We start from the raw sequence: 13,875 nt of genomic DNA, 5'->3' as shown, positions 1-13,875 counted from the left end.
CCTCCTGCAGTGTTACCGCGTCTGGCTTTCTGCTCGGTCTTGCTGCTGGTTGAAGTGATCGTGGGTGGTGGTGGCTTGGCCACGGATGGTCCCGGTCTTGTTGTGATACTGCTGCTTTCGCATCCTTTGGGCCTGCCATGCCAGCGCGATGGAGAGCACGAACAGCCCAACCGAGACGACGGCGATAGCAATGGAGATAGTGCTCATGTGTGTTCCTTGGATAGGTCGTCCATGGTCAGCTGCGTTCGCGCATGCCGCGGGTTAGTAGTAGTGGCGCCGGCCGCCAAGTGCGTGTCCCGTCCGCCCCGCGACCATCAAGACCACGCCGACGATCAAGAGGATGACCCCTAGGACGAGAAGTATGTGGGCGAAGGCGAAGGTGGGGACAAGGCTGGGGAGAAGGAGCCCCAGGGCGATGAGGATGATGCCAAGAACGATCATGATGTTTACCTAGTTTCTCTGCGGATATTCGGCGAGATGGGACGGGATCAGACCTGGTTGCACGCCTGGTCGGTCCGGCCCGCAGCTCAATGTCTGAATGCGTCTTTGACCTTCTCTCCTGCTTGTTTTGCGTTGCCCTTGAACTGATCTACGTGCCCCTCGGCGCGCAGGCGGTTGTTGCCGGTGGTGCGGCCGAGGTATTTCTTGACGGCGCCTGCTGCCACTTGGGCTTTGTAGGTGATCTTCTTGCCGATGCTCATGTGGGGATTTCTCCGGTTCGGTGATCGTGAGCCGCGATGACGGCAGACGTGGGTCGCTAGGTGCGATGCGTAGTCGCAGGAATCGCCATGTTCTTCAACCACTTTGACGGGCGAAGGATGGTCTTGGCAGACCTCGGGCATACGCACGATCATCGGAAGCGTTGGGTTGCGGAGCGAGCGCTCCTGGAACTCCGCGGCGGACGGCGAAATCCTTCCCAGACCAGCTGAAATACCCAGCTATCTCAGATGTTACGCCAACTTGGGCCTTCTGCACAGAGAGGGATTCCGTCGATGAAGTGTTCGGAAGCTGCGGTGGGCGCATTCCGGCCGTTGGCGTCCGGCAGGCGTTTCACGGTCGAATTGTCGGTAGCGCTATGTAAGTTGAAGCTGTGGACGCAACGATTTACCACAATCCCCGGTGCACGAAGTCCCGTCAGGCGTTGGCCCGGCTCGAGGAGGCGGGGGCCACCGTCTCCGTCGTGAAGTACCTCGATGATGTGCCCACCAAGGCGCAGCTGAAGAAGCTGATTCTGGACGCGGGCCTTACCGTGCGTGAGGCAGTGCGTACCGGTGAGGCCGAGTACAAAGACCTCAGCCTGGCGGATGCGTCGGACGACATCTTGCTCGATGCGATGGTCGCGCACCCGCGTCTGATCCAGCGTCCCTTCGTGGTGACCTCGAAGGGGACCCGGATGGCACGACCCACTGAGGCTGTCGACGAGATTCTCTAGTTCTGCAGATGTCCTGATTCCGAGCAGATTTGGCACATTGCTGCAGGTTCCACCCGGCTGGCCAAGGACCTAACGGCTCTTGCCGCCTCGCCTGCCCACCAGCGCAGCGGCAGCCACCCCGGCTGCGACGCCAATCAGGGTATCGAGACCGCGGTACAGCATGAGGGTGAACGGGTCTGCCGGGTCGGCCAATTCGGTCATCAGCATCACCAACGGGGTGAAGAAGCCGACCGCTAGCGCGTAGTGGCGTGCCATGAACAGCTCGGTGGGAAACAGCAGCGCTATCACCAGTGCGCCGAGGGCGACAGGTGCAAGCCCCAGGACCAGAAGCGCTCCGGTGAGCATCAGGCCCACCAGGGTTCCCACGATGCGGTGTGCGGACCGTGCCAGCACTCGCGATACCTCGCGATTCGACGGCCGTCCGGGGTCGATGGCGGCCAGTGGAACGGCGGCGGCTGCCATCGCCCAATTGGCGTGATCGAAGCCCAGTAGCAGTCCTGCGCCTCCGGCCATCGAGACGGCTAGCGCATATCGCAGTGCATGGGTGCCCGTACCAGGCGGCAGGCGACGGTGCTGCACGCACGGAGTCGAGATCTCGCTGGGTAACCCGATGAAGCCGATCAGGACCGACAGCAATGCCGTTGCCACACACAGTCCGACGGCACTGAGCGGGGCCACGAGGTCGGCCGGAACGGTGGCGGTGGCGCCGATCGCGAAAAGGAAGAAGAACGGTCCCGTTGGCCGCAGACGTAACGCGTCGGCCACCACCGACCCTGCCGTCGCGAACGCCACCTCCACCGCGACCAGCGTCCAGGTAGTCGCATGCAGCGACGAAAGCGTCACTCCGAGGGCGACTCCCGCAGAGAGCAGGGCGCCCGCCTGGATCTGGTGGCGTGCGCGGCGCCAGCCAGATTGGGCACGGCCGTAGATCCCGGTGAAGGACCCGAAGGTGGTGTACACCAGCAGCTCGGGCCGGCCGGCGGCCAGCAGCAGCACGCCGGGGAGCGCCAGACCGGCCGCCACTCGCAGTGCGTGCCAGTGATCTCGACGGTCCGGCCGGGTACCCGGCCGGGGGCGCGTCCTCGCGGATGCGTCCACGGATGTTCTCCCAACCTCGGGTGGTGATGGTGCGGACTAGTGTCGGAGCACTGCGGCGTGCCTGTCCAAGAGACATTGCCGCTGAGGCGATAGGCAGCACCGATCACTAGTGGTAGAACGAGTTATGCAGTTCCGTCAGCTTGAGTATTTCGTGGCATTGGCGCGGGAACGACACTTCGCTCGGGCGGCGTCGGCGTGCTACGTGTCCCAGCCGGCGCTTTCGGAGGCAATCCGCAAGCTCGAGCACGAGCTGGGTGTTCCGTTGGTACTGCGTGGATCGAACTTTGAGGGCCTGACTCCGGAGGGGGAGCGCCTGGTCCTCTGGGCGCGAAGGATTCTCGCGGACCGTGACGCGCTGGAGCATGAGGTCACGGCGCTGCGCGGCGGACTCACCGGTGAACTGCGTCTGGGTGTGGTGCCCGGTGCGGCCACCCGCGTCGCACTGATGGCGGATGCATTCTGCGCCGAACACCCGCTGGTGCGAGTACGGATCGAATCCAGCTTGCGATCCGCGGAGATCCTGGACCGAATCCGCCGCTTCGAACTCGATGCCGGTGTGGTCTACGACGATGGGCTGCAGACCGAAGGGCTCGAGCTGACCCGACTGTACGAGGAGCGTTACGTGCTCGTCGCGGGTGAGGGGTTGTTGCGTGACGCCCCCGACCCGATCGATTGGCCGGAAGCGCTGAGCCTGCCGATGTGCTTGTTGCACAAGGGTATGCGTGATCGTGATCGGATCGACGAGGCGGCTGCCGAGCATGGGCTGATGGTGTCGCCTCGCCTGGAGGCCGACTCCGTCGCGACACTGCTGGCCCTCGTCGGGACGGGCCGCTGGGCGGCGATCATCGCGCGGACCTGGTTCGCCTCCGTGCCCGCACCGGCAGGCGCGCGAGTGGTGGAGCTGCGGGCGCCGACACTTGGCTCGCCGGTGGCCCTGGTGCGCACCGCGGGCGAGCCGGCGTCGCTCCTGGCACGCGCGTTGGCGAAGACGGCGGCGCCGCTCGACCAGCCCTGATCGGCTACGCCTATTGGGCGGTCGGAACTTGGTCTTGGACACCCAGCCGCTGCACGCCGGACACTGAGGATACGTCGATAAGGACGCATCGGATAGCTGAAAGGCAATCTGCATCAACAGAACTGGCGGCCCTACGACCGCCGCAGAGGAGTGGTCATGGCGAAGATTTTGTGTGTGCTCTACCCCGATCCAGTGACGGGCTATCCGCCCGTATACGCCCGGGATTCGATCCCGGTGATCGGTGAGTACCCCGACGGGCAGAGCCTGCCGACCCCGTCGGCCATCGATTTCACCCCGGGTGAGCTGCTCGGATGTGTATCCGGGGAGCTTGGCCTGCGCCGCTACCTGGAAGGGCAGGGGCACGAGCTGGTGGTCACCTCTGATAAGGATGGTCCGGACTCGGTGTTCGAGAAGGAGCTGCGCGACGCTGATGTGGTGATCTCCCAGCCCTTCTGGCCCGCATATCTCAGTGCGGAGCGGATTGCCAAGGCCCCCAAGCTGAAGCTGGCGTTGACGGCAGGTATCGGCTCGGACCACGTAGACCTGGATGCGGCCATCAAGGCGGGTATCACCGTCGCCGAGGTGACGTACTGCAACAGCATCAGTGTCGCCGAGCATGCGGTCATGCAGATCCTGGCGTTGGTGCGCAACTACCTGCCCTCGCATCAGTGGGTAGTCGATGGCGGTTGGAACATCGCCGACAGTGTTGAGCGTGCCTATGACCTCGAGGGATTCGATGTCGGCATCATCGCGGCCGGCCGCATCGGACAGGCGGTCATGCGCCGGCTCAAGCCATTTGACGTGCGGCTGCACTACTTTGACACACGCCGGCTGCCTGCCGAGGTGGAGCTGGAGCTCGGGCTCACCTATCACCCGGACGTGCAGTCTCTGGTCGGCTCCGTCGACATCGTCGACATCCACGCCCCGCTGCACCCGCAGACCTACCACCTGTTCGACGCGAACCTGATCAACTCCATGCGTCGCGGCTCGTACATCGTGAATACCGCGCGTGCCGAGATCATGGTGCGCGATGCGGTGGTCGACGCCCTGCGCAGCGGACAGCTTGCCGGTTACGCCGGCGACGTCTGGTACCCGCAGCCGCCGGCCCCCGATCACCCGTGGCGCACCATGCCGCACGAGGCGATGACGCCACACGTCTCCGGCACCACGTTGTCGGCGCAGGCCCGGTATGCGGCCGGGACCCGGGAGATCCTCGAAGACTTCTTTGAGCGGCGGCCCATCCGTGACGAATACCTGATCGTCGAGGGCGGCCAGCTGGCCGGTACCGGAGCCAAGTCCTACACCGCGGATGGCTCGGCCAGCCCCGGTGCGGGTACTTAGGCGCCGCGGAGGAAGCCATGAGGCCGCTGTCGGGGACTGGGTCCCGGGCAGCGGCCTGGCTGGCGGCGCATATCAGCAACAGTTGGCATGGATCCGGTGAGATCTGGCACCGATTGGCAGTGTCAGGACCTCCTCGTCCTGGCACCATCGCCTTCATGAGCCACAACACAACACTGCGTAAAGCGGCGGCCGGGTTCTACGCGGGAATCGGCGTCTTCGCCCTGGTGAAACCCGCATTGGTGCCACAGATGTTCGGCGGCGGCGCACCGACCAGCGAGTCACGCACCGAGATTCGCGCCGTGTACGGAGGCATCCCATTGGCCTTCGCGCTGGCCCTGGCACAGGCGAGGGACGACAGCCCGCGATCCACCGGTGTACGCGCCACGGTGCGTTATGCCAGTTATGGCATGGGGCTGACGCGATTGGTGTCGGGCGGGTTTGAACGACGGGTGCGACCGTGGCCCACAGGGCTCTTCGCGGTGCTGGAGGTGGCCGCGGGCGCGGCTCTTTCCGAGCGATCGAACGCGTGACGATATGAGTCTCAATAGAGCATTACGAGGAATCGCGGTCGGCCGTGTCGCTTCGGGAATCGTCGGTCTGGCGGCACCGCAATTGATGGCGCGGTTGAGTCGTGTGCCAGTCACCCCTGAGTTGTCGTATGTGACAAGGGTGTTTGGTGCGCGCGCAATAGCCCTGGGGGTGGGTTACCTGACATGTCCCGAGTCGGAGCGGCCACGGTGGCAGCGACTGGCCCTGATGGTCGACACCATCGACACCACTCACGGTGTCGCTCATGTGGTGCGCGGCGATCTGCCGCGACCGGCGGCGGTCTTCTGGGCGACATTCACCGGCAGCTTCATGGCGCTGGGTGCGTCCAAGCTTGCGAGGGACCTGGCGTCCTGACCGGTGGGATCGATGCAAATCTTTACGCTTGATACACCGGCGTAAACGGGCAACTGACCCGCGAGTAAGCTCGCCGCCATGACCGCTCCTGCCAAGCGCCGCGCCGTCATCGTCGCGGGCGCGCGCACTCCGTTCGTCCGGGCCTTCGGCGACTTCACCCGCATCGACACCATCGCGCTGGCCGATGAGGCCGTGCGTGGTCTGCTCGACAACACCAAGATCTCCTCCCACGAGATCGAGGCCGTTGTGTGGGGTGGTGTCATCCTGCCCGCGGGTGCGCCAAACATCGCTCGCGAGATCGCACTCGATCTCAAGCTTGGCCACGGCGTCGAGGGGCACACCGTCACCCGTGCGTGCGCGTCCGGTCTGCAGGCCATCACCACGGCGGCCGCCGCCATCGAGCGTGGCGAGTACGACGTGATGATTGCCGGTGGCTCGGATTCCACCTCCAACGCCGGAGTCAACCTGCCGCAGAAGCTCATTCACGCTGCGGCCCCGCTGGCTCTGGGTAAGCCCAAGCCGAAGGACTACCTTGACGCAGCGCTGAGTCTGGCGCCATTCACGGGCCTACTGCCGCGCCGCCCCAAGATCGAAGAGCGCACCACCGGTGAAGTGATGGGGGAGTCGGCCGACAAGATGGCCAAGATCCACGGCATCACCCGCGAGGCGCAGGACGAGTTCGCAGTGCGCTCGCACCATCGCGCGGCCGCCGCCATCAAGTCGGGACGGTTCGATCGTGAGGTGGTGCCCGTCAACGGCGTTACCCGCGACGGACTGGTCCGTGAGAACACGAGTGTGGAGAAGCTCGCGACGCTGAAACCGGTCTTCAACCGCGACGGCACGGTGACCGCCGGTAACGCCAGTCCGCTGACCGATGGGGCTGCCGCCGTGCTGCTGATGAGCGAGGAGAAGGCGCGTGCGCTCGGTCTGCGGCCGTTGGCCGCGTTCCGGTCCTGGAGCTACGTCAGCGTCGATCCCGCCGACGAGGTGCTCATCGGGCCGGCCATCTCCATGCCGCGGGCGCTGGAAAAGGCGGGATTGACCCTCGCCGACGTGGACTACATCGATATTCACGAAGCCTTTGCCGCGCAGACCCTTTCGGTGCTGGAAGCGCTCGGCTCCAAGAAGTGGGCGGCCGATCGGCTCGGGCGCTCGGAGGCCGTGGGCACGCCCGATATCGACAAGGTAAATGTGCACGGCGGCTCGGTGTCGATCGGTCACCCGTTCGGCGCCACCGGCGCCCGCATGGTCACCACCATGGCCAACGAGCTGGCGCTCAGCGGGAAAAGCACCGCGCTGCTGGGCATCTGTGCGGCCGGTGGTCACGGCGCCAGCGCCGTGCTCGAACGCGTGGAGTGATCCTCCAGAAACGGAAAATGCCCGCCTACAAGCGTTGTCGCTCGTAGGCGGGCATTTTCAACTGCGTTCTAGCCTCCGTACCCTGGCTTCAGGATCGGGGCGATGGCGCCAATCGGGATATGCGCTTCCACCGTGCCGCCGTCCATCGAGTACACCCGCTGGCCCGGGGAGTAATCGATCGGATAGTCATGGGCGACTGGATAATCCGGCATGTAGATGATCAGCTCATCCGGTGTCAGCGCCCAGGCCTTGTACGCGCCTGAATACACCTTGTCCGGAGTCCACCGGTCGGGCGTGAACGGATAGGTCTGCGGGGTATGACCCGGCGCCGCCCGGTCCAGTGCCTCGATGATGAAGGGCTCGGCGATCGGCGGGATGGCGTTCAAATCGCCGCCCTTGAGAATGTCGGCGAGCGTCAGGCGCTTACCACCGTCGTAGTTGAAGGTCCGGTACGCGTTGTTCACCTGCGGGCCATTGGCGTGGTAGTCCTCGTGAAACACGATCGAGGTGGTACTGCCGTGGTTGAAGATCTGGAAGTTCTCCTCGCCATAGCTGTCCTGAATCATGTCAGCGCCCTTGGCTTTCCAGTTGTTGTACAGATTGCGCAGGTACTCACGGATGGCGGGGTTGCTGTCCACCAACTCGGGGATGGCGACCTTGATATCGCGATCTGCCTTACGCGGTGAGGTCACCACTGTGTGGCAGTAGAGCCCGTCGAAGTTGCCACCGAGTTCGCCGCAGAAGGACTGCGCCGATGCAGACGCCAACGGCGCGTTACTGATCGCCGCGCTGATTACCAGGGCAGCGGCTGCCCCTCCCGTAACCCCTCGGGCTACCCGCCCGGTGAAGAGCTTAGAAATCCGCATGATGACCTTTCCGGCGGTTTACAGGTACTCCAGCTTGCTCGCTAGCCAACGGCCATCGATCTTTTCCATGGTGATCTTCATCCGGCTACGGTCGATCCGCGGATCGGGCCGCTGGGTGTTGGTGATGCTCTGATCGACCATCATCAGCAACACGACCTTGTCCGGAGACTTGTATTGGATAGCCGAGTTGACGACCTTGCCGTGTGCGGCGGCCTTGTTGTCGATCAGCAGCTGACGCAGCTGCACGCTGGCCTTGGTGAACTCGTTCTTGAGATCACCGGTGGATCCGTTGAGGATCTGCCGGAAGTTCTCGTCCACGCTGTTGGTGTCGATGCTGGTCAAGATCTCCGTAAAGGGGACAGCGATCTCCTGAGCCTGTTCGCCGGCCGCGTCGATCTGGTGTTGCTGCCAGACCTTCCAGCCCACGACACCCGAGAACACGAGAGCGCCCACCAGGATTGCCGCGACGGCCCCGATGACGGCGTAGCGCACCCACGTCACTGCTGATGGCGAGCCCTTCTCGTCGTCAAGGCTGGGCGCATCCGAATCAGATACAGCTGTCGATTCTGCATCGTCGGTCTCGTCGGTGTCGGTCGAGTCGGTCTCCGCGGCGGTGTCCGCGGCTTCCTTCTCGTCGACCTTGTCCGTGTCGGCGTCGCTTGTGGAGTCGACGTCTTCTTTGGTCATAGCGACCACGGTAGTAGCTCCTTGAATCTGATTCGCAGGTCAGGCGTCAACGCGGGGGTTCGATCGGCAGTGTCGGTCCACCATAGGTGGTCGGTACCTGGAACCGGCCCTTCGGTGTCGGATCGGACTTCTTCCCCATGTCGGCGCCCATGGGCGGTCCGGCGGTGTCGTCGCCTGCTGGTCGTGGCGCATTCTTGGCGCCACGGATCAGGACCGCCGGATCCTCGTCCGCGCAGTAGTTGGCGTAGAGGAACGGCTCGGGGTAGTCGGCGGCCGACAGCGGCAGCCGTGGCGTCGGGTAGTCGCACACGTAGCGCGGGTACAGATCGGCGGTGGCCCAGATGCCGCCGTCATGCATGATGCTCATCAACGCGTCGAACACCGAGGCCCGGTAGTTGGGGAACAATGCATTGAGGGCGGGAACACGCAGGTAGAGCAGCCGCGAGGCGGTCGCCAGGTTACCCAGCAGGGTCACCATGGTGTCCGAGTTGTCGGCGAACAGGTTGTCCACCGCTCCCAGGGTCTTCGGGGTCTGATCGACGAGGGTGCGGTAGCCGTTCTGCATCTTCTCGATACCGCGCAGTGTCCGGCCCAGTTCGTTCGCAGTGGACTTGATACCGGCGTTCTTGTCGGCCGCCAGGGTCAGCACCACCCGGCTGGTCTTGAGAAGGCTGGTGGTCTCCGGCAGCACCGAGTCCAGGGTGCTCAGCAGGAAGGTGCCGCCGTCGATGATCTCGGTGAGCTTGCGCGGCCCCTCCTTGCTCAGGCTCAGTTCCTTCTTGATGAGCTCGAGCTTCTTGGGGTCTATCTGTGCGAGCAGGCCGTCCGCGTCGGCGAGCAGCTTGGCCAGCGTGACGGGCACCGTGGCGCCCTCGGAGATCACGGCGCCGTCCTTGAGGAACGGGCCCTGATCCGAGACACCCTCGAAGTTGATGTACTGCTCGCCCGCGGGGGACAGTCCGGTGACGCGCACCTTGGCGGTGACGGGGATCTTGTACTTCGACTGGATCTCGGCGACCGCGTCGACACCCTGCTGGGTGATCGCCAGCGATTGCACCGTGCCGATCTTTACGCCGCGCAGCGCGACGTCCTGGTTGGGCAGCAGACCGCCCGATTCCGGAAGCTGCACCTTGACGCGGTAGGTGCCTGAGAACGGGCTGATGCGCAGGGCACCCACCGTGAGGTAGGCGATCGCGATCAACAGCACCGATGCCAGTGCGATGCCCGAGAGCACCATCTTCTTGCGGTGCCCGGCACGAATGGTGCCGACGATGCCGTTGGCGAGGGCGTTGATCACTGGCCCATCACCTCCGGCCCGGGAGCGGCACCCGGTGCGGGTATCGCGCCGGGAGCGGGAGCCGATGCGGGATTGGCCTGCCCGGGAGGCGGCGGTACCGGAGCTTCCGGGTTGGATGTCGCCGGCGGGGCGGCTCCAGGCGGCGGGCCCGGCACGCGTTCGATCACGCCCGGTTCGGTCGGGCTCGGCCGCATCGGGACGTCTTCGCCGTACACACCCTTGCCCACGACGCGTTCTTGCAGGCGCCACAGCGTGTACTTGAAGGAACCGACCAGCTGAGCCCAGTTGTAGCGCTTGGGCCCGTGCGAGCCGACGTCACCTTTGAATCCGGCATCGGGAATCGACCCCAGGACCGTCCGCCGTCGGACGGCTCCCCGAATGCGGCGGCCGACAGTTCGATGTTGTCGCGCTGGCGCAGCGCCGTGAACAGGTCGGTGAAGTAGCGATTCAGCCCGCCGGGCAGCGATGAGAACCACTCGGATCCGGTCATGTGCACTTTGATGGGCGGCATGTCAGACCTCGCCTCCACTGTTGCATTCTTTGCTCTCGACGATCGGCGCGGCACCGGGACGACGGCGCGCGTCACACACCGCCGCCCGTGCCTTCGCCACCGTGCGCGTTCTCGGTCGGGAGCTCGGCCCCCGTGTCTCATGTTTGTTCAACACTCGACCCGCGCGGCACGCGTGCACGTGATCGGCGGTCGGCTCATTATCCATCGATACTCGTATTGCCTGAGTAGGCCAAATAGCATTCGCAAGTATCGCGGTGCTATTCAAATCTGGAATTCTCGGGCGCACCGATGTTTAGATGCGCCCAGCGCTCATCGCCAGATGACCAACCCATCTCTAGCCTGCAACACATGGTGCATGGTCCGCAACCTGAGAACAGAGACGCGCCCATTCGCGGCTGGATGTGGGCGTATCTTGATTTTGCCCGCAACGATCGAGACAGTGGTGGGTGAGATAGCGCTGTACTTGGTGGAAGCTGGTGAGTTCCACGTTGCTAGGACTAGCCTGACCTGGTTATGTTATGAAAATGTTACTTGCCGGTGAGCGTTGTGTGATTGGCGTAAAAATTAGCAAAGAGCCGCCGCTGGAGATGTTTGTTAGATGATTCTTATTTCCCGGCAATAAAACCTTCATTTGTGGCCTCCGGTGTGTGAAGTAGCGTGACTGTCATCACGTGGCGTGTTTTCGGTTGTTATGGAAACCTCAACACGTAAATAGGTCGGGCTCAATTGCCGAAATCGTCCATATGAATCAGCCGATATGAACGAACGGGTCAAGTGCACTTATGGTCTTAAAGAGCGTCGTCAATGACGGAATTCAACGGAGGGTAGAAACGCGCCCTGGGGGACTCTTCTACCTGCACCGACGATGGGCGCCGGCCGCCGACCTGGTGGCCATCGCGCTCACCTCCCTGGTGTCGTACCAGCTGGCGCATCATCTTTTGTCCGGGAGACAGGACCTGGGCGGCTGGTACGTGGCGACGGATATCGGCATCGCAGTCATCTGGTTTGCTGCGCTATCGCTGCACACGGTGGGGCCCGGTAAGGCGCTGCGGGCGGTGCTGCAGCAATGGCAGACGGTCGTCAGTGTCACGTTCCAGCTGTTCACCATCGTGCTGCTCACCTACCTCATCTCGCGTATCGAGCTGCTTGACATGCGGCATCTCATTATCGAAATACCGCTGGGGCTACTCGGCATCTTCATGGCCCGATATGTGCTGCGACGTCTATGGGGTGCGGAGGGTAAGACCTCGGTGCTGCTGGCGGGTGACGACGACGCTGTCCGGGAGATGGTCGCTGTGTTCAGCCGTCACCGGGGCAGTGGTTTCGAGGTTGTCGGCGCGTGCACCCCGGGAGCTGACCGATTGCTCGGTGAATCGGCAATCGAGGTGGGCGATCACCGCGTGCCGGTCGTCGGCGACGACCGGCATGTGGTCGAGGCGGCGCAGCGGACATCTGCTCAGATTGTCGCCGTCGCGATGACGGATAGCCTGGGGCGTAAGGAGCTTTCCCGTCTGGCCTCCGAACTTGGAGATCTGGGAATTGAGCTTGCGGTCTCACCGGGGGACGTGGACGAGGCCGCCGTGACGACAGCTGATCGGGGCCTTGAGCGGGTCCACATGTTGGAGATGCTGGCTCCGGGCTACCGCCGTGCGCGTTCGATGTCCAAGGAAGCATTCGACATGGCGTTCGCCGCTGCCGCCATCATGGCCACCGCGCCGGTGATGATCGCGATTGCCGTGGCCATCAAGCTCACCAGCACCGGACCAGTGTTCTACGTGTCCGAGCGAATTGGGTTGGACGGTATGCCATTTCGGATGATTAAGTTCCGCAGCATGTACACGGGTGCCGACCGTGATACCGCGGCGATGATCGACTCGGCGGGCAGCACACCCGTCTTCTTCAAAGCGAAGGAAGACCCGCGTGTCACCCCGGTGGGGGCGTTCATCCGGAAGTACAGCCTCGATGAGCTTCCCCAGTTCTTCAACGTGCTGTTCGGTGACATGAGCGTTGTCGGCCCGCGACCTCAGGTGCAGCGAGAGGTCGACGCCTACGACGAGACCATGCGGCGGCGACTGCTCGTCAAGCCGGGTGTCACTGGGCAATGGCAGGTCAGCGGCCGTAACGACCTTTCGGTCGACGAGTCCATCCGCCATGACATCTCGTATGTCGACAACTGGTCCATGGGCCTCGACATCCGCATCATTTCTCGGACCGTCGGCGCGGTGGTGCGCAGCGAGGGCGCCTACTGACGTTCGGCGGGCCGCGGTGTGGCCGTTGATGGCCAGTAGCCGCGTGGGATATGTCCTGTATCAGGCCGTGGATCCGCGCGGTGCCCGGTCTCGCTTCGCTTCGTAGAGCCTGAAATCTGCCTCCCGGGTGAGGGATTCGAAGCTGAAGTCCTCCGCGTCGGTGGACAACCAGGCGATGCCTATGCTCATCGAGGTCTCGGGGGTGCCAGAGCGTATCGGTGCATTGCGGATTCGCGCGTTGATCGCGGCGATGTCGTCGGTGTTGTCCACGAACGCGACGACCATGAACTCGTCACCGCCGATGCGGGCGGCGATGTCGCCGCCCCGGGTGTTTGCGAACAGTGTGTCCGCGGTGGCCTGCAATGTTCTGTCGCCGGCTTCGTGGCCGTAGGTGTCGTTGAGCTCTTTGAACCTGTCCACATCGGCCACCATCACGACAACCGTCGCTGGATCCGTCCGCTTGCGCAGCTCGAACTCAAACATGGATTGCACGCCCCGGCGGTTGAGCAGGCCGGTCAGCGGGTCTCGGTTGGCGGCCCTGACAGCGGCCCGGATCGAGCGTCTACCCCCTTCGATTACCGCCTGGATGAGGATCGGCAGCAGGACCACGGTGGTGAATGCCGGGGCGTTGTAGAGGAACTGATCCAGGAAGGTCGCCGCGCCGGTGTGGATGTTCCAGAACGTGATCGAGCCGAGCACGGCTGACGCGAAGACACAGTGGACGCCAAGCACCCGCCAACCCAGCAGAAACGCGGCGAAGACGCCGACCGTGCTCATATACAGAATCGGCGCGAGTCGCATCATCGGCCCGGCGTACATCCAGGCGGATACCGCGAATGAGAGGTCTGCCCACACGACAAAGGAGATTGCCCAGCGTCTGCTTGGCCACGGGCGGACCATCCAGCACAGGCCCACCAGGAACGAGACCGCGATGAGCGATTGGTGGATGATGCGCCCGGTCCCCTGTGGGCCCAGCGGGTGCATATTGACGATGGACCCCAAGGGGAGGATGGACATACACAGCAACCCGATGGTGGCCTTCAAATGCCTCAGGTTTCGTGGGCCGAGCGCACCTGTGACGAACCGGTATTCCTGCTCGGGGCTTCGACCGCGTCGC

The 13,875-nt window shown here is 63.9% G+C and carries 15 protein-coding genes and 2 pseudogenes; 7 read left to right on the top strand and 10 right to left on the bottom strand.

Going from position 1 to position 13,875, the window contains the following annotated elements:
* Positions 1-12: 12 nt before the first annotated feature.
* The 3 genes from B4394_RS03950 to B4394_RS03940 form a co-directional block, all read right to left on the bottom strand.
* Positions 13-207 (bottom strand): hypothetical protein, encoded by a 195-nt coding sequence (locus B4394_RS03950; RefSeq protein WP_070950160.1) that lies wholly within the window; start codon positions 205-207, stop codon positions 13-15.
* Between the two features lie 54 nt (positions 208-261).
* Positions 262-441, bottom strand: coding sequence for a DUF6131 family protein (locus tag B4394_RS03945; protein WP_070950159.1), 180 nt, complete (start codon positions 439-441; stop codon positions 262-264).
* An 86-nt stretch (positions 442-527) separates the two neighbouring features.
* Complete coding sequence (locus tag B4394_RS03940) at positions 528-701, bottom strand: CsbD family protein (protein ID WP_070950158.1); 174 nt, start codon at positions 699-701, stop codon at positions 528-530.
* 389 nt (positions 702-1,090) lie between these two features.
* Here B4394_RS03940 and arsC point away from each other — a divergent pair, with 389 nt between their 5' ends.
* On the top strand, positions 1,091-1,432 hold the full coding sequence (gene arsC / locus B4394_RS03935) for an arsenate reductase (glutaredoxin) (RefSeq protein ID WP_070950157.1): 342 nt from the start codon (positions 1,091-1,093) through the stop codon (positions 1,430-1,432).
* 69 nt (positions 1,433-1,501) lie between these two features.
* Here the strand turns inward: arsC and B4394_RS03930 are convergent, their stop codons facing one another.
* Positions 1,502-2,530: an FUSC family protein gene (locus B4394_RS03930; protein ID WP_078314167.1), complete on the bottom strand. Its 1,029-nt coding sequence runs from the start codon at positions 2,528-2,530 to the stop codon at positions 1,502-1,504.
* A 124-nt stretch (positions 2,531-2,654) separates the two neighbouring features.
* Here B4394_RS03930 and B4394_RS03925 point away from each other — a divergent pair, with 124 nt between their 5' ends.
* The 5 genes from B4394_RS03925 (at position 2,655) to B4394_RS03905 (ending at position 7,148) form a co-directional block, all read left to right on the top strand.
* Complete coding sequence (locus tag B4394_RS03925) at positions 2,655-3,545, top strand: LysR family transcriptional regulator (RefSeq protein ID WP_078310527.1); 891 nt, start codon at positions 2,655-2,657, stop codon at positions 3,543-3,545.
* 156 nt (positions 3,546-3,701) lie between these two features.
* Positions 3,702-4,886 (top strand): NAD-dependent formate dehydrogenase, encoded by a 1,185-nt coding sequence (locus tag B4394_RS03920; protein ID WP_078310524.1) that lies wholly within the window; start codon positions 3,702-3,704, stop codon positions 4,884-4,886.
* A 155-nt stretch (positions 4,887-5,041) separates the two neighbouring features.
* Positions 5,042-5,416, top strand: a complete 375-nt coding sequence (locus tag B4394_RS03915; protein ID WP_078314267.1) for a DUF4345 family protein — start codon at positions 5,042-5,044, stop codon at positions 5,414-5,416.
* 130 nt (positions 5,417-5,546) lie between these two features.
* Positions 5,547-5,789, top strand: a complete 243-nt coding sequence (locus B4394_RS03910) for a hypothetical protein (protein ID WP_286141886.1) — start codon at positions 5,547-5,549, stop codon at positions 5,787-5,789.
* Between the two features lie 78 nt (positions 5,790-5,867).
* Positions 5,868-7,148: an acetyl-CoA C-acyltransferase gene (locus B4394_RS03905; protein ID WP_078314164.1), complete on the top strand. Its 1,281-nt coding sequence runs from the start codon at positions 5,868-5,870 to the stop codon at positions 7,146-7,148.
* A gap of 68 nt (positions 7,149-7,216) precedes the next feature.
* On the opposite strand, the gene B4394_RS03900 is transcribed toward B4394_RS03905, so the two are convergent.
* The 5 genes and pseudogenes from B4394_RS03900 to B4394_RS25025 form a co-directional block, all read right to left on the bottom strand.
* Complete coding sequence (locus tag B4394_RS03900) at positions 7,217-8,014, bottom strand: mannan-binding family protein (protein ID WP_139359898.1); 798 nt, start codon at positions 8,012-8,014, stop codon at positions 7,217-7,219.
* 18 nt (positions 8,015-8,032) lie between these two features.
* Positions 8,033-8,710: an Rv1363c family protein gene (locus B4394_RS03895; RefSeq protein WP_078314163.1), complete on the bottom strand. Its 678-nt coding sequence runs from the start codon at positions 8,708-8,710 to the stop codon at positions 8,033-8,035.
* A gap of 37 nt (positions 8,711-8,747) precedes the next feature.
* On the bottom strand, positions 8,748-9,998 hold the full coding sequence (locus tag B4394_RS03890; protein WP_078314162.1) for an MlaD family protein: 1,251 nt from the start codon (positions 9,996-9,998) through the stop codon (positions 8,748-8,750).
* Positions 9,995-10,357, bottom strand: a pseudogene (locus B4394_RS03885) (mammalian cell entry protein); the annotation flags it as partial. The pseudogene B4394_RS03885 and the gene B4394_RS03890, both read right to left, overlap by 4 nt.
* Positions 10,342-10,488, bottom strand: a pseudogene (locus B4394_RS25025) (glycosyltransferase family 4 protein); the annotation flags it as partial. The pseudogenes B4394_RS03885 and B4394_RS25025, both read right to left, overlap by 16 nt.
* A gap of 803 nt (positions 10,489-11,291) precedes the next feature.
* On the opposite strand from B4394_RS25025, the gene B4394_RS03880 reads away from it, so the two are divergent.
* The gene (locus tag B4394_RS03880) at positions 11,292-12,758 is read left to right on the top strand and encodes a sugar transferase (RefSeq protein WP_078310465.1); all 1,467 of its coding nucleotides are present in this window, start codon (positions 11,292-11,294) and stop codon (positions 12,756-12,758) included.
* Positions 12,759-12,818: 60 nt separating this feature from the next.
* Here B4394_RS03880 and B4394_RS03875 read toward each other — a convergent pair whose 3' ends face one another.
* Positions 12,819-13,775: a GGDEF domain-containing protein gene (locus tag B4394_RS03875; RefSeq protein WP_078314265.1), complete on the bottom strand. Its 957-nt coding sequence runs from the start codon at positions 13,773-13,775 to the stop codon at positions 12,819-12,821.
* Positions 13,776-13,875 lie beyond the last annotated feature (100 nt).

The organism is Mycobacterium sp. D16Q16 (assembly GCF_002013745.1).
In the GTDB taxonomy this organism is placed as follows: domain Bacteria; phylum Actinomycetota; class Actinomycetes; order Mycobacteriales; family Mycobacteriaceae; genus Mycobacterium.
This window is presented reverse-complemented; position numbering and strand designations above follow the sequence as displayed.